At 73.6% G+C, this 17,447-nt stretch carries 15 protein-coding genes; 9 read left to right on the forward strand and 6 right to left on the reverse strand.

The window, feature by feature from the left end; translation table 11 throughout:
- Nucleotides 1–136: 136 nt before the first annotated feature.
- Nucleotides 137–634: an ATP-binding protein gene (locus ACFW6A_RS30085; RefSeq protein WP_351851484.1), complete on the reverse strand. Its 498-nt coding sequence runs from the start codon at nucleotides 632–634 to the stop codon at nucleotides 137–139.
- A gap of 339 nt (nucleotides 635–973) precedes the next feature.
- Here ACFW6A_RS30085 and ACFW6A_RS30090 point away from each other — a divergent pair, with 339 nt between their 5' ends.
- The 5 genes from ACFW6A_RS30090 (at nucleotide 974) to ACFW6A_RS30110 (ending at nucleotide 6,195) form a co-directional block, all read left to right on the forward strand.
- Nucleotides 974–1,846: a helix-turn-helix transcriptional regulator gene (locus ACFW6A_RS30090; protein WP_351851487.1), complete on the forward strand. Its 873-nt coding sequence runs from the start codon at nucleotides 974–976 to the stop codon at nucleotides 1,844–1,846.
- A gap of 93 nt (nucleotides 1,847–1,939) precedes the next feature.
- Nucleotides 1,940–3,397: an aldehyde dehydrogenase family protein gene (locus tag ACFW6A_RS30095; RefSeq protein ID WP_386477353.1), complete on the forward strand. Its 1,458-nt coding sequence runs from the start codon at nucleotides 1,940–1,942 to the stop codon at nucleotides 3,395–3,397.
- A 71-nt stretch (nucleotides 3,398–3,468) separates the two neighbouring features.
- Entirely contained in the window at nucleotides 3,469–4,020 is a 552-nt protein-coding gene (locus ACFW6A_RS30100) for a DinB family protein (protein WP_351851492.1), read from the forward strand.
- Between the two features lie 42 nt (nucleotides 4,021–4,062).
- Nucleotides 4,063–4,686 (forward strand): PadR family transcriptional regulator, encoded by a 624-nt coding sequence (locus ACFW6A_RS30105; protein WP_351851495.1) that lies wholly within the window; start codon nucleotides 4,063–4,065, stop codon nucleotides 4,684–4,686.
- A gap of 270 nt (nucleotides 4,687–4,956) precedes the next feature.
- Nucleotides 4,957–6,195, forward strand: a complete 1,239-nt coding sequence (locus ACFW6A_RS30110) for a WD40/YVTN/BNR-like repeat-containing protein (protein ID WP_386644344.1) — start codon at nucleotides 4,957–4,959, stop codon at nucleotides 6,193–6,195.
- Between the two features lie 23 nt (nucleotides 6,196–6,218).
- On the opposite strand, the gene ACFW6A_RS30115 is transcribed toward ACFW6A_RS30110, so the two are convergent.
- From ACFW6A_RS30115 to ACFW6A_RS30125, 3 genes are all read right to left on the reverse strand, one after another.
- Nucleotides 6,219–7,640, reverse strand: a complete 1,422-nt coding sequence (locus ACFW6A_RS30115; protein WP_351851500.1) for a glutamate decarboxylase — start codon at nucleotides 7,638–7,640, stop codon at nucleotides 6,219–6,221.
- A 41-nt stretch (nucleotides 7,641–7,681) separates the two neighbouring features.
- The gene (locus ACFW6A_RS30120; RefSeq protein ID WP_351851502.1) at nucleotides 7,682–8,959 is read right to left on the reverse strand and encodes an ion channel protein; all 1,278 of its coding nucleotides are present in this window, start codon (nucleotides 8,957–8,959) and stop codon (nucleotides 7,682–7,684) included.
- A 206-nt stretch (nucleotides 8,960–9,165) separates the two neighbouring features.
- Entirely contained in the window at nucleotides 9,166–9,534 is a 369-nt protein-coding gene (locus ACFW6A_RS30125; RefSeq protein WP_351851505.1) for a YbjQ family protein, read from the reverse strand.
- A 165-nt stretch (nucleotides 9,535–9,699) separates the two neighbouring features.
- On the opposite strand from ACFW6A_RS30125, the gene ACFW6A_RS30130 reads away from it, so the two are divergent.
- Nucleotides 9,700–11,013, forward strand: coding sequence for a DedA family protein (locus ACFW6A_RS30130; protein ID WP_386644348.1), 1,314 nt, complete (start codon nucleotides 9,700–9,702; stop codon nucleotides 11,011–11,013).
- A 99-nt stretch (nucleotides 11,014–11,112) separates the two neighbouring features.
- Here the strand turns inward: ACFW6A_RS30130 and ACFW6A_RS30135 are convergent, their stop codons facing one another.
- Together ACFW6A_RS30135 and ACFW6A_RS30140 are read right to left on the reverse strand one after the other, a co-directional pair.
- On the reverse strand, nucleotides 11,113–12,765 hold the full coding sequence (locus ACFW6A_RS30135) for a threonine/serine exporter ThrE family protein (RefSeq protein WP_386477335.1): 1,653 nt from the start codon (nucleotides 12,763–12,765) through the stop codon (nucleotides 11,113–11,115).
- A 168-nt stretch (nucleotides 12,766–12,933) separates the two neighbouring features.
- The gene (locus ACFW6A_RS30140) at nucleotides 12,934–13,425 is read right to left on the reverse strand and encodes an inorganic diphosphatase (RefSeq protein ID WP_043226556.1); all 492 of its coding nucleotides are present in this window, start codon (nucleotides 13,423–13,425) and stop codon (nucleotides 12,934–12,936) included.
- A 102-nt stretch (nucleotides 13,426–13,527) separates the two neighbouring features.
- Between ACFW6A_RS30140 and dacB the strand changes: the two genes are divergently transcribed.
- From dacB to tilS, 3 genes are all read left to right on the forward strand, one after another.
- Nucleotides 13,528–14,940 (forward strand): D-alanyl-D-alanine carboxypeptidase/D-alanyl-D-alanine-endopeptidase, encoded by a 1,413-nt coding sequence (dacB, locus tag ACFW6A_RS30145; RefSeq protein WP_386644351.1) that lies wholly within the window; start codon nucleotides 13,528–13,530, stop codon nucleotides 14,938–14,940.
- 58 nt (nucleotides 14,941–14,998) lie between these two features.
- Complete coding sequence (locus tag ACFW6A_RS30150) at nucleotides 14,999–16,138, forward strand: zinc-dependent metalloprotease (protein WP_351855791.1); 1,140 nt, start codon at nucleotides 14,999–15,001, stop codon at nucleotides 16,136–16,138.
- A 264-nt stretch (nucleotides 16,139–16,402) separates the two neighbouring features.
- Nucleotides 16,403–17,419, forward strand: coding sequence for a tRNA lysidine(34) synthetase TilS (gene tilS, locus ACFW6A_RS30155; protein WP_351855788.1), 1,017 nt, complete (start codon nucleotides 16,403–16,405; stop codon nucleotides 17,417–17,419).
- The last annotated feature ends 28 nt before the right edge of the window (nucleotides 17,420–17,447 follow it).

The raw sequence follows: 17,447 nt of genomic DNA on the forward strand, positions 1-17,447 counted from the left end.
TGCAGCTTTTTTTGTTTAAACTCGACTGCCCCGGCCCCGCCCCCCCAACCCCGCCGGCGCAACGCGCGACGGGGGGGGGCCCCGGGGGGTCGCCGGCGGGGGCCCCACCCCGTTCGCCTCCGTGCTCAGGAGTCGGCTACTCCTCCGGGCCCACCCGGAACAGCGCCCACACCACCTTGCCCTGGAGGGTCCCGGCGAGCGGGTGCCAGCCCCAGCTGTCGCTGAACGACTCCACCAGGAACAGGCCCCGGCCCGACTCGGCCGAGAAGTCCTCCTCGCCGCCGCGCGCCTCCGGGCTCTGCCGGCTGGGGTCGCGCACCGCGCACACCAGGCGGGAGGCCCAGCGCATCAGGTGCAGCCGCACCGGCGGGCCCTGGGGCTCGTCCGGCGAGCCCTCCGGGGCGGCGTGCCGCAGTGCGTTGGTGACGAGTTCGGAGACCACGAGGGCCACGTCGTCGAAGCGGTCGCCGAGGTCCCAGCTGTCCAGCGTCGCACTGGTGAACTTCCGGGCCCCGCGCACGGCTTCGTACCGGGCGGGCAGGGCGCAGGAGGCGGAGGAGGAGACGGCGCCGGGATCGATCGGCGGGAGACCCTGCCGTAAAGGCTCGAGCACGGTCGATCCATTCGTCCCCATGCGAGGCACTCCCGGGAATCGCGGCGGTGGTGCGACAACGGTGCGAAACGGTGCAACAACACGACAACGCGACACGAGACGCGGCTGCGCGGGGTCCATGGTTCCGAATGCGCCCACGGGATGCAAGGGCAGATGCACGTGCACGCGGCGGCAGGTGCCGGACCTGTCCGACCCTGTGGCGATTCTGTGGAAATCTTCTTGACGCCGACGTGTCCGGCCCCGTCCGGATCTCACCCCTGTGCATCCCCTTCCGTAACCAGATGTGTACGGGCTGAAGCGTTTGGTGGCAGAATCCGGGGCTCGACGGGGGCTCGTCACCGTGAAGGGAAGGCTGGAGCCGTGACCGCAGGCGAAACGAACGGAGCGGGCGGGAGCGTCGTCCGGCGCATCCTCCTGGGCTCCCAGCTGAGGCGCCTGCGCGAATCGAGGGGCATCACGCGCGAGGCCGCCGGCTACTCGATCCGCGCCTCCGAATCCAAGATCAGCCGCATGGAGTTGGGAAGGGTGAGCTTCAAGGCCAGGGACATAGAGGATCTGCTCACTCTCTACGGAGTCACCGAGGAGACCGAGCGCGGTGCGCTCCTGGGTCTCGCCCGTGAGGCCAACCTCGCCGGCTGGTGGCACAGCTTCGGCGACGTCCTGCCGGGCTGGTTCCAGACGTACATCGGCCTCGAAGCCGCCGCCTCCCTCATCCGCGTCTACGAAGTGCAGTTCGTGCACGGCCTGCTGCAGACCGAGGAGTACGCCCACGCCGTCGTCTCCCGGGGCATGCCCGGCGCCTCCCGCGCCGAGATCGACCGCCGCGTCGCGCTGCGCCTCGAACGGCAGAAGGTCCTCGTCTCCGAGCGCGCCCCGCACTTCCACGTCATCCTCGACGAGGCCGCCCTCCGCCGTCCGTACGGCGACCGGGCCGTCATGCGGGGGCAGTTGAAGCACCTCATCGAGGTCTCCGAGCACCCCGGCGTCACCCTCCAGGTCATGCCCTTCAGCTTCGGCGGCCACGCCGGCGAGAGCGGCTCCTTCACCATGCTCGGCTTCCCCGAGTCCGACCTCTCCGACGTCGTCTACCTGGAACAGCTCACCGGCGCCCTCTACCTCGACAAGCGCGAGGAGGTCGGCCAGTACGCCGCCGTGATGGAGAAGCTGGCGAAGGACAGTCCGGATCCGGCCGAAAGCCGTGATCTTCTCCGGGGCCTCCTCCAACTCTCCTGAGACATCAGTACGATGACGGCGCATCAGTAGCCCCGGCGACCGGCGCCCGCACGCGCCCGGGCGACCGGCAGCCGGCAGAGGGGTTCTTCGTCCATGTCGCACTTCACCGACCTGGCCCACCAGTTCATCGACGGCGAGTGGAAGCCGGGCAGCGGCTCCTGGGACATCATCGACTTCAACCCGTACACCGGGGAGAAGCTCGCCTCGATCACCGTGGCGACCGTCGAGGAGGTGGACCGCGCCTACCGGGCCGCCGAGCGCGCGCAGACCGCCTGGGCCGAGACCAACCCCTACACCCGGCGGCTGGTCTTCGAGCGCGCGCTGCGCATCGTCGAGGACCGCGAGGCCGAGATAGCCGAGACGATCGTCGCCGAGCTCGGCGGCACCCGCCTCAAGGCCGCCTTCGAGCTGCACCTCGCCAAGGAGTTCCTGCGCGAGGCGGTCCAGCTGGCGCTGCGCCCCGAGGGCCGCATCCTGCCGTCCCCGGTCGACGGCAAGGAGAACCGCGTCTACCGCCTCCCGGTCGGCGTCGTCGGCGTCATCTCCCCCTTCAACTTCCCCTTCCTCCTCTCCCTCAAGTCGGTCGCCCCCGCCCTCGCGCTCGGCAACGCGGTCGTCCTCAAGCCGCACCAGAACACCCCGGTCTGCGGCGGCACCCTGGTCGCGAGCATCCTGGAGGAGGCGGGCCTGCCCGCCGGACTGCTCAACGTCGTCGTCACCGACATCGCCGAGATCGGCGACGCGCTGCTGACCCACCCGGTCCCGAAGGTCATCTCCTTCACCGGCTCCGACAAGGTCGGCCGCCACGTCGCCACCGTCTGCGCCCAGAACTTCAAGCACGCCGTCCTCGAACTCGGCGGCAACAGCGCCCTGATCGTCCTCGACGACGCCGACCTCGACTACGCGGTCGACGCGGCCGTCTTCAGCCGCTTCGTCCACCAGGGCCAGGTCTGCATGGCCGCCAACCGCATCCTGGTCGACCGCCGCCTGGAGGCGGAGTTCACCGAGAAGTTCGTGGCCAAGGTGAAGACCCTGCGGGTCGGCGACCCGGCCGACCCCGCCACCCACATCGGCCCGCTCATCAACACCCAGCAGGCCGAGTCGGTCTCCGGGGCCGTCGAGCAGGCCGTGGCGGCCGGCGCCACCGCGCTGCTGCGCGGCACGGTCGAGGGCAGCCTCGTCTCCCCGTCGGTGCTGACCGGCGTGCCCGCCGACGCCCCCGTCCTCTCCCAGGAGATCTTCGGCCCGGTGGCCCTGATCCTCCCCTTCGACGGCGAGGACGAGGCCGTGCGGATCGCCAACGACACCCCGTACGGGCTCAGCGGCGCCGTCCACACCGCCGACGTCGAGCGCGGCGTCCGGGTGGCGAAGCGGATCCACACCGGCATGATCCACATCAACGACGGCACCGTGCACGACGAGCCGATCGTCCCCTTCGGCGGCGAGAAGCACTCGGGCATCGGGCGGCTCAACGGCGAGGCCATGGTGGAGGCCTTCACCACCCAGAAGTGGATCTCGATCCAGCACGGCCGCAGCCGCTTCCCCTTCTAGGACGGGAACTGTCCTCTTTCTTCCGTACCGTGGGCACCGCCCGAGAAACGCACGGACGGAAGGCGGACATCATGGTGGCTCTTGTTCCCGCGGAGGCCCACGGCGACGAGCGCGGAGCGTTCCTCAACTTCGTGGAGGCCCAGCGCGCCGCGCTCCGCCGCACGCTCCTCGGCCTCACCGAGGAGCAGGCGGCGAGCCGGCCCAGCGCGAGCGAGCTCAGCCTCTCCGGCCTGGTCAAGCACGTGGCCGAGGTCGAGCTGAACTGGCTCCGCCTCGCGCAGGAGCGCGAGAACGAGCGGCAGCGGACCCAGGAGACCTGGGCCGAGGCCTTCCGCCTCGTCGACGGCGAGACGATCCCGGAGGTCCTCGCCTTCTGGAACGGGGTGGCGAAGGAGACCGAGGAGTTCGTCCGGGCGGTGCCGAGCCTGGACGACACCTTCCCGCTGCCGCCCGCGCCCTGGTTCCCGGCCGACGGGCGGGTGTCGGTCCGCTGGATGCTGCTGCACCTGGTGCAGGAGATGGGCCGGCACGCCGGGCACGCGGACGTGATCCGCGAGTCCCTGGACGGCAAGGGCTCCTTCGACCTGATCGCCGAGGAGAGCGGCCGCACCGCCGGGGCCTGACCCGCCTACCCTGGTCGGAATCGACCAGAGAGGTACGTGGGGATGTCGGCGATCCGCCTTCTCGTCCTGGGCGCGGTGAAGCAGCACGGCCGCGCCCACGGCTACCAGGTGCGCAACGACCTGGAGTACTGGGGCGCGCACGAGTGGTCCCACGCCAAACCCGGCTCGATCTACCACGCGCTCAAGCAGATGGCGAAGCAGGGACTCCTGCGCGCCGACGAGAGCGCGCCCAGCACGGCCGGCGGCCCGCCCCGGGTCGAGTACGAGATCACCGAGGCGGGCCGGGCGGAGTACCTCCGGCTGCTGCGGGAGGCGCTGTCCACCTACGACCAGCAGATGGACGTCCTGTCGGCGGCGGTCGGCTTCGTCGTCGACCTGCCGCGGGCGGAGGCGGTGGAGCTCCTGCGGGAGCGGCTGCGCGGGCTGGACGCCTGGCGGACCTCGGTGACCGACTACTACACGCCGGAGGACGGCCCGGGGCAGCTCGGGCACATCGGCGAGATCATGCACCTGTGGACGCACTCGGCGGACGCCGGCCGAGAGTGGACGCTCGGGCTGATCGAGCGGATCGAGAGCGGGGCGTACACCTTCGCGGGCGAGGGCGAGCCGTTCGTCGGCGTCCTCACGGAGGGGCGGGAGAACCCGTACGCCCCCGGCGACGCGTAGGCGCCCGCAGGACGCGGCGCCGACCGGCGGGGCGCGGGGGCCGACCGAGTCCGCCGGCGGCCGGGCCGAAGGCGGGACCGAGGCCGGAGCCGAGGACAGCGCCGAAGCCTAGGGCCGGCGCCGAAATCGAGGAGGCGGGGCCGGCGCCGGGCGTTTCCGGGCCCGCCGGCCGGAGAAGACTCTCCGACGGTCGGGAACCCGGAGGCGGCTAACGGCGTGACGGGGGCAGAGGGTTCACCGCGAACCTCCCCGGCGACAGGGGGAAGACCGATGCGCGTATCCGCTCCACGGACGCCGGCTCCGCTCCGCGCGCTCGTGGCCCTGCTGCTCGCCTGGCCGCTCGCCGCCTGCACGGAAGGACCCGACCCCGCACCCGACCCCCGGCCGAGCGGCGCAAGCGAACGGCCCCACGGCGACGGCGCGTTCGGCGATCCGCCGCCGGTCGCCGACGGCGCGGCACTGCCCGGCCGGGTGGCGGACCTCGGCCTCGCCGCCGACGGCAGCGGCTTCGCGCTGCTCGCCGACTGCGTCGGCGACCCGGCCCGACCGGAGAACGGCTTCTGCCGGCAGCGGGTGGCGGTGCTTGACCGGGGCGCCGGCCGCTGGGAGCTGCGCGCCTCCCCGCTCCCCGAACTGCGCGGTACGGAAGGGGTGTCGGCGCTCCTGTCGGTGCTCGGCCCGGGCCGGGCGCTGATCGAGGAAGGGCGCGCCGAGCGGCCGGGGCGCGGCTGGTTCACCGCCGACGGCGGACGGAGCTGGCGGCAGACCGACCCGCGCCCGGCGGGCCGGACCCCCGAGGTGCCGGAGGGTGCGCTGCTCACCACCGAGTGCGCCGGGGACCCGGGGGCACCGGCCGAACGGTGCGCCCGGGAGGTCCTGGTGGCCCTCTCGCCGCACGACGGGCGGCGCCGGACGCTGGTGCGCCGGCCGTCCCTCGGGGCGCACCCGCGGCCGGAGGCGGTGGCGGAGCCCGACGGGTCCTGGTGGGTGACCGGCGAGGACCCGGCGACCGGCGGGCCCGCGGTCGCGGTCTCCCGGGACGCGGGCCGCGGCTGGACCGTGAGCCGGCTGCCGAGCCCGGCCGGCGGCCCCGTCCGGGCCGTCCGGGTCGTGGTGGGGCCGGACGCGGTGTACGCGGCGGAGCTGGGCGACCCGGCGGACGGCGAGGCCGTGCTGAACCCGCTGCGGGCGCTCCACCGCTCCCGGGACGGCGGCCGGACCTGGCAGCGCACGTGGACCGCGGGCGGGGAGCGGGAACCGCGTTCGCTGGAGGGGCTGCCGGTGCCGGGCCCCGGCGGCCGGGTGGAGATCGCCGCCCAGCTGTCCGGCCACCGCAGCCTGGACGGCGGCCGGACCTTCCGCGAGACGGACGACGGCAGCGCGTACGTCCGCCGGACCCCGGCCGGACTCCTCCGGGAGCGCTCGCGGTGCCGGTACGAGCTGACGCGGGACGGCGTCCGCTGGACGGAGTTCCGCCTGGCCTGCGGGGACGACGCCGCCGCGTCCTAGTGGGGGAAGGAGATCGCGGCGTCCTAGTGGTGGAAGGAGGTGGCCGCGTCCTTGTCGCGCGTCAGGGGCCGGGGCTGGGCGCGGAGTTCGGGCAGCAGGCGGTGCAGGTCCTCGACGAACAGGCCCGCGAGGTCGGCGGAGAAGCCGTTGCGGCAGACGACCCGCAGCACGGACAGGTCCTCGCGGTGCGCGGGGAAGGTGTAGGCGGGGACCAGCCAGCCCTGCTCGCGGAGCCGGCGGGAGACGTCGAAGACGTCGAAGGAGGTGACGTCGGGGGCGGTGGTGAAGGCGAAGACGGGCAGCTGGTCGCCGCGGGTGAGGAGACGGAAGTCGCCCATGGCCTCGATGCGTTCGGCCAGGCCCCGGGCGACGTCCCGGCTGGTCTGCTGGACGGCCCGGTAGCCCTCCCGGCCCAGCCGCAGGAAGGTGTAGTACTGGGCGACGACCTGGGCGCCGGGGCGGGAGAAGTTGAGGGCGAAGGTCGGCATGTCGCCGCCGAGGTAGTTGACCCGGAAGACCAGCTCCTCGGGGAGCTCCTCGGCGCTCCGCCACAGCGCCCACCCGACGCCCGGGTAGACGAGCCCGTACTTGTGGCCGGAGGTGTTGATCGAGGAGACGCGGGGGAGGCGGAAGTCCCACACCAGGTCCTCGTCGAGGAAGGGGGCGACCATGGCGCCCGAGGCGCCGTCGACGTGGACGGGGACGTCGAGGCCGGTGCGGCTCTGGAGCTCGTCGAGGGCGGCGCAGATCTCGGCGACGGGCTCGTAGGAGCCGTCGAAGGTGGAGCCGAGGACGGCGACGACCCCGATGGTGTTCTCGTCGCACAGGGCGGCGGCGGAGGCGGCGTCGAGGTGGAAGCGGTCGCCCTCCATGGGGACGAGGCGGGCCTCGACCTCCCAGAAGTCGCAGAACTTCTCCCAGCAGACCTGCACGTTGACGCCCATCACCAGGTTGGGGCGGGCGGTGGCGGGATAGCGGTCGGCGTTCCGCTTGGCCCAGCGGCGCTTGAGCGCCATGCCGGCGAGCATGCAGGCCTCGCTGGAGCCGGTGGTGGAGCAGCCGACGGCCGCGCCCGGGTCGGGGGCGTGCCAGAGGTCGGCGAGCATGGCGACGCAGCGGCGTTCGAGTTCCGCGGTGCGCGGGTACTCGTCCTTGTCGATCATGTTCTTGTCGCGGCACTCCGCCATGAGGACGCCGGCCTGGGGCTCCATCCAGGTGGTGACGAAGGTGGCGAGGTTGAGCCGGGAGTTCCCGTCCAGCATCAGCTCGTCGTGGACGAGCTGGTAGGCGCTGGACGGCGGCAGCGGCCCGTCGGGCATCCGGTGGCGGGGCGGGGCCTGGGTCATCCCGCCGACGGGGTCGGCCTCGCCGTAGAAGGGGTTGAGGGCGAGCCGGCGGAAGCGCTCGTTGTCGGTGTCGTCGGTTCCCTTGTGGAGGGGGGCCATCGGAGGCTCCTTCTGCGGCGGGTGGTGGGGGGCCGGGCGGTTCAGCGCAGGGCGCGGCCCTGGTGGTCGAGTTCGAGCTGCGGGCGGCCGGTGACGACCAGCCAGGCGGGCAGGGTGGCCAGGCAGAGCAGGGAGAGCATGGCGGGGGAGGCGGCGATGACGGCGGCGACGAAGAGGCTCACCCAGCCCTGCCGGGTGGTGGCGAGGAGGACGCCGAGGACCGCGGCGGAGACGGCGACCGCCGGGTGGACCTCCGGGACGAGGGCCTGGGCGACGAGGCCGAAGGCGGCGCCGATGAAGACCGCGGGGAAGACCCGTCCGCCCCGGAAGCCGCAGGCGGCGGCGACCAGCAGCGCGACGAGCTTCACCACCGCCAGCTTGGCCAGCTCGCCGGAGGAGTACACCCCGATGGAGTCGACGAGCTCCTCGGTCTCGTGCAGGCCCTTGAAGAGGGTCAGGTGCCCGCCGAGGGCACCCAGCAGGCCCAGGAGCAGGCCGCCGGCGGGCAGCATCGCCATCGGGTGCCGCAGCCGGCCGAAGGCCCGGTGGAGCAGGGGGAAGGCCCAGCAGCCGAGCAGGCCGAAGAGGGCGCCGAGGGGGGCGATCACGAGGGCGGCGAGGAGGTCCCCCCAGCCGGGGTCGGTCAGCGTGGGCAGGCCCATGGCGAAGCTGGGGGAGGAGAAGAGCTGGGTGGTCACCGCGCCGGCCCCGGCGGCGACGAGCGGCGCGAAGAGCCGGTCCCAGAGCGAGCCCTGCCCGGGGCGGCCGGCGAGCGCCTCGGAGAGGACGAGGGCGGCGGCGACGGGCGTGCCGAAGAGGGCGCCGAAGGTGCCGGCGGTGGCGAGGGAGACCCAGAAGGCGCCGGGCACGTTCGGCAGGGCCCGCAGCCCCAGCCAGGCCGCCAGGGCGATCGCGGAGGCGATCGTCGGCTGCTCGGGGCCGAGGCTGACGCCGCCCGCGAGGGCGAGGGTGCTGGCGAGGAGCAGCCCCGGCACCACGCCGGGCGCCAGCGGCGGTCCGCCGAGCCCCTCGGACGCCGGGTCGGGCCCGGCGTGGCCGGGCACCTTCCAGACCACCAGTCCGACGGCGATCCCGGTGGCCGTCAGGACGGTGATCATCCACAGGGAGGAGTAGCGGCCGATGTCGAGGGCGTCGGGCACGGTCTCCCAGAGCACCGACTGGAGCTGCTCGGCGAGTTCGCTGATGCCGAGGAAGAGCAGGGCCGATCCGACGCCCACCACGAGGGCGGGCAGCACCTGCGGCAGCAGGATGCGTACCGGGGCTTCGGCGGGGGCGGTCGCGTCATGATCGGTGGCCACCGCCCCACCATAAGTGAGCAAATGCCGCACAACACCTCGAAAACCCCGGTGGTCGGAACCCCGGGAGTCCGGAAGCCGGAACCCCGAAGGCCCGAAGGCCGGAACGCCGGCAGCCCGAAGGGCCGGGAGCCCGGAAGCCCGGAAGCCCCAGGCCCCGGGAGCCCGGCCCCGCGCCTCACGTGTCGTCAGGCCGTCCCCGGCGGGGCTCAGGCGCGCGGCGCGATGATCACCGCCGTCCCGTAGGCGCACACCTCCGTGCCCACGTCCGCTGCTTCCGTCACGTCGAAGCGGAACATCAGCACGGCGTTCGCGCCGCGCGCCCTGGCCTGCTCCACCAGGCGCTCCATCGCCTGGTTCCGGGTCTGCACCAGCGTCTTCGTCAGACCCTTCAGCTCGCCGCCGATCATCGACTTCAGACCGGCGCCGATCTGGCTGCCCAGGTGGCGCGAGCGGACCGTCAGCCCGAAGACCTCGCCGATCACCTGCCGTACCTCGTAGCCGGGGACGTCGTTCGTCGTCACCACCAGCACCTCGGGGTGCGGTCCCTGACCGCCTCCGTACTCCTCGATGCCCATCGGCACTCACCTCCTGGTCACCCAGGGTCGCCGGAAGGGAGCCGCTCTGCATCCCGTGCCGTCCGGGTGGAACCGGGACCCGCCCCCTCACGTTGATAGCTTGGGGCGCGCCGCCGGCATGTCCCGCCCCCCATGCCCCCCACCGATCGCCAGGAGCCCGGAACCGTGAACACGCTTGCCCTCGGACCGAGCTGGCTGGATCCGGACTACCTGATCCAGACCTTCGGCCTGATCGGTGTCCTCACCATCGTCTTCGCCGAGTCCGGCCTGCTCATCGGGTTCTTCCTGCCCGGCGACTCGCTGCTCTTCACGACCGGCCTCCTCGTCACCACCGGCAAGCTCGACTCCCCGCTGTGGCTGGTCTGCACGCTGGTCGTCGCCGCCGCGATCATCGGCGACCAGGTGGGCTACCTCTTCGGCCGGAAGGTCGGACCCGCGCTCTTCCGGCGCCCCGACTCCAAGCTGTTCAAGCAGGAGAACGTCGAGAAGGCCCACGAGTTCTTCGAGAAGCACGGCCCGAAGTCCCTCATCCTGGCCCGCTTCGTGCCGATCATCCGCACCTTCACGCCGATCATCGCCGGCGTCAGCAAGATGAACTACCGCTCGTTCATCACCTTCAACATCATCGGCGGCGTCCTCTGGGGCGCCGGCGTGACCCTGCTCGGCGCCTCCCTCGGCAAGATCGACTTCGTGCACAAGCACATCGAGGCGATCCTCGTCGGCATCGTCCTCGTCTCGGTCGTCCCGATCGTGATCGAGTACCTCCGGGCCCGCTCCCAGTCGAAGAAGGCCGCCGCCGAGCGCACGGCCTCCGCCGACCCGGCGGCCCCCGCTGCCCCCGGCGACCAGGACGCCCCCGACGAGTGGCCCGGCCAGGGCGGCGAGCCCGGCCACGACACCCGCCGTGACCAGGGCGGCTACGGCCACCAGGGCGGTTACGCCGGCCAGGGCGGTTACGGCCACCAGGGCGGTTACGCCGGCCAGGGCGGCTACGGCGACCAGGGCGGTTACGCGGGCCAGGGCGGCTACGGCGGCCAGGCCGGTTACGCCGAGCAGGCCGGCTACGGCGGCCAGGCGGGGCAGACCGGCCAGGCCGGGTACGGCCACCAGGGCGGCTACGCGGAGCAGGGCGGCTACGCGGAGCAGGGCGGCTACGCGGAGCAGGGCGGCTACGCAGGCCAGGGCGGCCAGGGCGCGTACGGCAATCAGGGCGCGTACGGCGGCCAGGGCGGTTACGCGGGCCAGGGCGGCTACGGCGGCCAGGGCGGCTACGGCGACCAGGGCGGGTACGGCGGCCAGCCCGGCTACAACGGCCGACCGGGCTACAGCGAGCAGCCCGGCCAGGGCGGCTACAACGGTCAGGACAGCTACAACGGCCAGGGCGGCTACGACAGCCAGTCCCGCTACGACGGTCAGCCCGGCTACGACGGCCAGAACCCCCCGCCGCACGGCGGGGACGGCCGGCCCGCCCAGCGCTGACCCCGCGCCGGCGACCGCGCCACCCGGCACCACAGAGCCCCGCCCCCGGCCCTCCCGGCCGGGGGCGGGGCTTCTTCGCGGCGCCGTCCGGGCGGCCGCTCAGAAGCCGCGGGTCCGCTTCGCCGCGCTGCGGGCGGAGCCGGCCCCCGGCGCCCGCATGAAGAGCCGGGCCAGCTCGCCTCCCAGGTTCACCCCGATCGCGATCGCCAGGGCCAGGGCCGCAGCCTTCGCCAGCGAGGCGAAGCCCTGGTCCAGGTTGTTCTGGGCGATCGCCAGCACCCCGAAGTACGTCGCCGAACCGGGCAGCAGCGGCCCGATCGCCGCCGTCACGTACGGCAGCGACGACGTGTGGTGGTACCGGGCCATCAGCTGCCCGAAGAGACCCACCAGACCGGCCGCCACCGCCGTCGCCATCACCGCCGACCCCTCCGCGGTCACCGCGATCGACGCGTACACCACCCAGGCCACCCCGCCGTTCAGCGTCGCGAAGAGCACCGTCCCCCGCGACTGCTGCAACAGGATGGCGAAGGTCGCGCACAGCACCATCGACGACACGATCTGCGTCACCGGCCGCTCGGCCGGACTCAGCACCCCCTCCGGATTGAGCTGCGCGTCGAACTGCACCGCCACGTACAGCACCGACAGCACGCCCACCACGATCGCCACGAAGAAGTAGGCGACCTCCAGGAGCCGCGCCGAGGCCGTGATGTAGAAACCGGTCAGGCCGTCCTGCACCGCCGCCACCAGCGCCCGCCCCGGGATCAGCGCGAACAGGCCACCCGTGATCACCGCCGAGGGCCGCAGGTCCGCGTGGAGCAGCGTCAGCAGCACCCCCATCGCGGCCGGCGGCATCGCCGCCACCAGGAACTGGTAGAACTCCGGCAGCCCCCGCCCCGCGCACAGCCACGCCAGCCGGTCGCCCAGCACCGCGCCCAGCGCCGCCACGAAGAACACCCACGCCCCGCCGCCCAGCAGCGTCGAGGCCGCGCCCGCGAGCACGCCCGCCGCCGCCGTCAGCACCCAGCCCGGGTACGGGTGCCGGTTGCGCCGGATCTCCGCCAGCCGCCGGTACGCCTCCTCCGGCGACACCTCGTGCGCCGGCGCGTTGATGTCCGCGAGCAGCTGGTAGACCGCCGCCAGCCGGGTGTAGTCGGTGCCCCGGCGCCGCACCGTCCGGTTCGCCGTCACCGGATCGTCCACCAGCGACGGCTGGTACGTGATCGACAGCAGCGTGAAGGTCACCGTCGGCTCGCACCGGTCGAGGCCGTACGACCGGCAGATCGCGAACATCGCCGCCTCGACGTCCTCCGCGCCCTCCCCGCCCGCCAGCAGCAGCTCTCCGATGCGGAGCGTCAGGTCGAGCACGCGCGGCACCGACGGCCCCGTCTCGTCCTTCGGCGTCCGCTCCGGCACAGGCCGGTCGCCCACCGGCAGCCGCAGCATCGTCCGCATCCGGTCCTGCCACGGCGCGTTGTGCGGCAGCCGCGCCAGGGGGACCCCGTACGCCGGGGTGAAGGCGGGCGGCGAGTCCTTCGCCGAGTACGTCGACGGGGTGGCGAACGCCGAGCCCTCCGGCTCCGGCGGCGGCTCCGGCGCCAGCCCCTCCGGCACCACGAACGCCGAACCCTCCGGTTCCGCCGGCGGCGGCTCCGGCACCAGCCCCTCCGGCAGGGCGAACTCCGAGGTCGCCTCGTCCGACAGGGGCTTCCGGTCCTCCGGAGCCTCCTCGGGACCCGCCGGCTCCGCCACCACTCTCTCTCCGCCTCACACCCAGGGAATCGTGGATTCCAGTATGGGACTCCGACGCCCGTGCGAAAGGCGAAGCACGGAACGCCGAGGCCCCGCGGCCCCCGGACACGCGAGAGGCGGCCCACCCCGAAGGGTGTGCCGCCTCCCGCGAAGCCCATCGGACCAGGGGCGTCAGTGAGCGCCCTGCTCCTTGGCGCGCGCGATCGACTTCTCGATCTCCGCCTCGGCCTCCTCGCGGCCGACCCAGTCCGCACCCTCGACCGACTTGCCCGGCTCCAGGTCCTTGTAGACCTCGAAGAAGTGCTGGATCTCCAGGCGGTCGAACTCCGGCACGTGGTGGATGTCGCGCAGGTGCTCCATGCGCGGGTCCGTCGCCGGCACGCACAGCAGCTTGTCGTCGCCGCCGGCCTCGTCCGTCATGCGGAACATGCCGATGGCGCGGCACTTGATGAGGCAGCCCGGGAAGGTGGGCTCGTCGAGGATGACCAGCGCGTCCAGCGGGTCGCCGTCCTCGCCCAGCGTGTTCTCCACGTAGCCGTAGTCGGTCGGGTAGGCCGTCGACGTGAAGAGGCGACGGTCCAGACGGATGCGACCGGTCTCGTGGTCGACCTCGTACTTGTTACGCGACCCCTTGGGGATCTCGATGAGAACGTCGAACTCCACGGGTGGCTCCTCCTGAATCAACACAAGTGAATGCTCGCGACGACGCGCGGTGATTAAGTGTCCCTCACGCACGTACGTGATCGCGAAAGGGGCTGGTCAGCAATGCCGGAACCGAGGGTGTGGCAGCTCACGGCGGGCTCCGCCATGCTCGGTCTGGCTCTCGCCGCCGCGGCGGCGACCGCGGCCGGCCCATGGGACGGGGGCCAGCGTACGGCCGAGCGGGCCCGCGCCGCCGCCCCCGCGAAGGGTGGCGAGCGTCACCCCGCCCCGGCCCCCGCCCCCGCCGCCCCCCGGGAACCCGCCGGACCCGCCCCCGCGCCCAGCGCCCCCGGCGTCCTCACCGCCCTGACCGGACCGGCCACCCCCAGCGCCCGCCCCGCCGACCTCGCCCGCGTCCTCGTCCCCCTCCTCGCCGACCCCGGCCTCGGCACCCTCCGCACCGCCTCCGTCGTCGACACCGCCACCGGCCGCCAGCTGTACGGCGAAGGCGCCCGCACCCCGATGACGCCCGCCTCCACCGTCAAGATCGCCACCGCCGCCGCGGCCCTCTCCGCCCTCGGCCCCGACCACCGCATCGCCACCACCGTCACCGCCGCCCCCGACGGCAAGGCCGTCACCCTCACCGGCGGCGGCGACCCCACCCTCGACCCCGCCCGGCTGAAGCGGCTCGCGGCCGACACCGCCCGCGCCCTCCGGAAGCGCGGACACACCTCCGTACGCCTCGCCTACGACACGCGCCTCTACCCCGGCCCCGCCGTCCACCCCATCGGGCCCAACGAGAACCTCGCCCCCGTCACCGCCCTCATGACCCGCGGCGGCCGCCTCGACGACAGCACGAGCGGACCCGCCCCCCGCTCCGGCGACCCCGCCCGCGACACCGCCACCGCCTTCGCCGGCCACCTCGCCGACGCCGGCGTGAAGGTCACCGGCGACCCCGCCCCCGGCCGCACCCCCCAGGGCGCCCCCGTCGCCCGCACCCACTCCGCCCCCCTCGCCGACCTCGTCGAACGCACCCTCACGAACAGCGACAACGACCTCGCCGAGGCCCTCGCCCGGCAGACCGCCCTCGCCCACCGGCAGCCCGCCTCCTTCCGCGGCGCCGAGAAGGCCGTACGCGACGAACTCGGCAGACTCCGCCTCCCCCTCAACGGCGCCCGCTTCGCCGACGGCAGCGGCCTCGACCGCCACGACCGCGTCTCCGCCGCCCTCCTCACCGCCCTCCTCACCCGCGCCGCCGACCCCGCCCACCCCGAACTCCGCCCCCTCCTCACCGGCCTCCCCGTCGGCGCCTTCACCGGCACCCTCGCCGGCCGCTACGGACAGGCCCCCGCCGGCGCCGGACTCGTCCGCGCCAAGACCGGCACCCTCACCGGCGTCAACACCCTCGCCGGCACCGTCGTCACCACCGACGGCCGCCTCCTCGCCTTCGCCTTCCTGGCCGGCCGCACCCCCTCCCCCGACCTCGCCCAGCCCGCCCTCGACCGCCTCTCCGCCGCACTCACCGGCCAGAACTGATCCCCCCGCGCCCCGCCGGAGAGGACCCGAAAGGGGCCCGAACCCGTACGGTTGACGCATGACGAGCATCGGTGGTGCAGGCACGTCCGGAATGGTCGACTGGAACCTCGCGGTCGCGACCGCGACCAGGCTGGTCCGCCCCGGCCCCGACGTCGGACGCGACGAGGCCCGCGCCGTCGTCGCCGAACTCCGCCGCCACGCCAAGGCCGCCGAGGAACACGTCCGCGCCTACACCCGGATGCTCCCCGAGGGCGCCGAACCCCACGACACGCCCGTCCTCGTCGTCGACCGCACCGGCTGGATCAAGGCCAACGTCGCCGGCTTCCGCGAACTCCTCACCCCGCTCCTCGGCAAGATGCAGGAGCGCCGCACCGCCACCCCCGGAAGCGCCGTCCTCGGCGCCGTCGGCGGCAAGGTCACCGGCGTCGAGCTCGGCATGCTGCTCTCCTTCCTGGCCTCCCGCATCCTCGGCCAGTACGAGACCTTCGCCCCCGCCACCCGCGACCTCCCCGGCGCCCCCGGAGGCGGCGGCCGCCTCCTCCTCGTCGCCCCCAACATCGTCCACGTCGAACGAGAACTCGCCGTCTCCCCCCACGACTTCCGCCTCTGGGTCTGCCTCCACGAGGAGACCCACCGCACCCAGTTCACCGCCGTACCCTGGCTCCGAGACCACCTCCAGGGCGAGATCCAGTCATTCCTCGCCGCCACCGAGGTCGACCCCGGCACCTTCGTCGAACGCCTCCGCGAAGCCGCCCAGACCCTCGCCGGCGGCCGCCCCGAAGCCGAGGAGGGCGACCCCTCCCCGTCCCTCGTCGAACTCGTCCAGACCCCCGAACAACGCGAGATCCTCGGCCGCCTCACCGCCGTCATGTCCCTCCTCGAAGGCCACGCCGACTACGTCATGGACGGCGTCGGACCCCAGGTCGTCCCCTCCGTCGCCGAGATCCGCGAGAAGTTCCAGGCCCGCCGCGCCCGCGGCGCCTCCCGCCTCGACCTCGCCCTGCGCAAGCTCCTCGGCCTCGACGCCAAGCTCCGCCAGTACCGCGACGGCGAGCGCTTCGTCCGCGCCGTCGTCGACCAGGTCGGCATGGACGGCTTCAACCGCGTCTGGACCTCCCCCAACACCCTCCCCACCAAGAGCGAGATCGCCGCCCCCGCCGACTGGATCACCCGCGTCCACCGCACCCCCGACTCCTGACGGCGAACCCCGCCGGGCACCACCGGCGGGGGCGCACCGTACGGCAGACTCCCGGGACGGAAGCGGCGCACGACGCGACGACACCGCGGAACACACCACCAATCACCCATCCGAGGGACCCTGGCCGTGGGGTGAGGCATGCAATGCTCGGGTAAGGGCCACGTTTCTGTCACCATCGACGCACTCTGAGTGACCGAACACCCCATTCCGACCGTTAAGACTCCGACCGAGGCACCTCACCCCATTCACGAAGGGCACCGAACCATGGGTCCCCATCCTGCGGTCGCGGCGATACGCCTGGCGGTCCGCCGCGTACTCCACGACGTCCTCACCGAGCACCCCACCGACCCCGCCGCCCCCCGCGACACGCACCCCCTCGTGCTCGTCGCCTGCTCCGGCGGAGCCGACTCCATGGCGCTCGCCTCCGCCCTCGCCTTCGAGGCACGCAAACTCCCCGTCCGCGCCGGCGGCATCACCGTCGACCACGGCCTCCAGGACGGCTCCTCCGGCCGCGCCCGCGAGGTCGCCGACCGCATGACCGCCCTCGGCCTCGGCCCCGTCGAAGCCGTCGCCGTCACCGTCGGCCGCGAGGGCGGCCCCGAAGCCGCCGCCCGCGACGCCCGGTACGCGGCCCTCGACGCCGCCGCCGAACGCCACGGCGCCACCGCGATCCTCCTCGGCCACACCCGCGACGACCAGGCCGAGACCGTCCTCCTCGGCCTCGCCCGGGGCTCCGGCATCCGCTCCCTCTCCGGCATGGCCGCCGTCTCCGGCAACCACGGCCGCTACCGCCGCCCCTTCCTCCAGCTCGACCGCCAGACCGTCCGCAAGGCCTGCATCGCCCAGGAACTCGCCGTCTGGGACGACCCCCACAACAGCGACCCGGCCTACACCCGCTCCCGCCTCCGCCACGAAGGCCTCCCCGCCCTGGAGAAGGCCCTCGGCAAGGGCGTCGTCGAAGCCCTCGCCCGAACGGCCCAGCTCTCCCGCGACGACGCCGACGCCCTCGACACCTGGGCCGCCGACGCCGAGACCTCGGCGCGCGACGAGGCCGGCGCCCTGGAGTGCGCCAAGCTCCACAGCCTGCCCCCCGCCGTACGCCGCCGCGTCCTGCGCCGCGCCGCCATCGCCGAGGGCGCCCCCGCCGGCTCCCTCTTCGCCCGCCACATCGAAGAACTCGACCGGCTCATCACCGGCTGGCGCGGCCAGGGCGCCATCAACCTGCCCGGCCGCGTCGAAGCCCGCCGCCAGGGTGGCAGACTGGTCATCCGGCAAGGCTGACGCACGCTGCAACGAAAGTGACCCGGGT

The sequence above is a fragment of the Streptomyces sp. NPDC058758 genome, from assembly GCF_042746075.1.
Classification (GTDB): Bacteria; Actinomycetota; Actinomycetes; order Streptomycetales; family Streptomycetaceae; genus Streptomyces.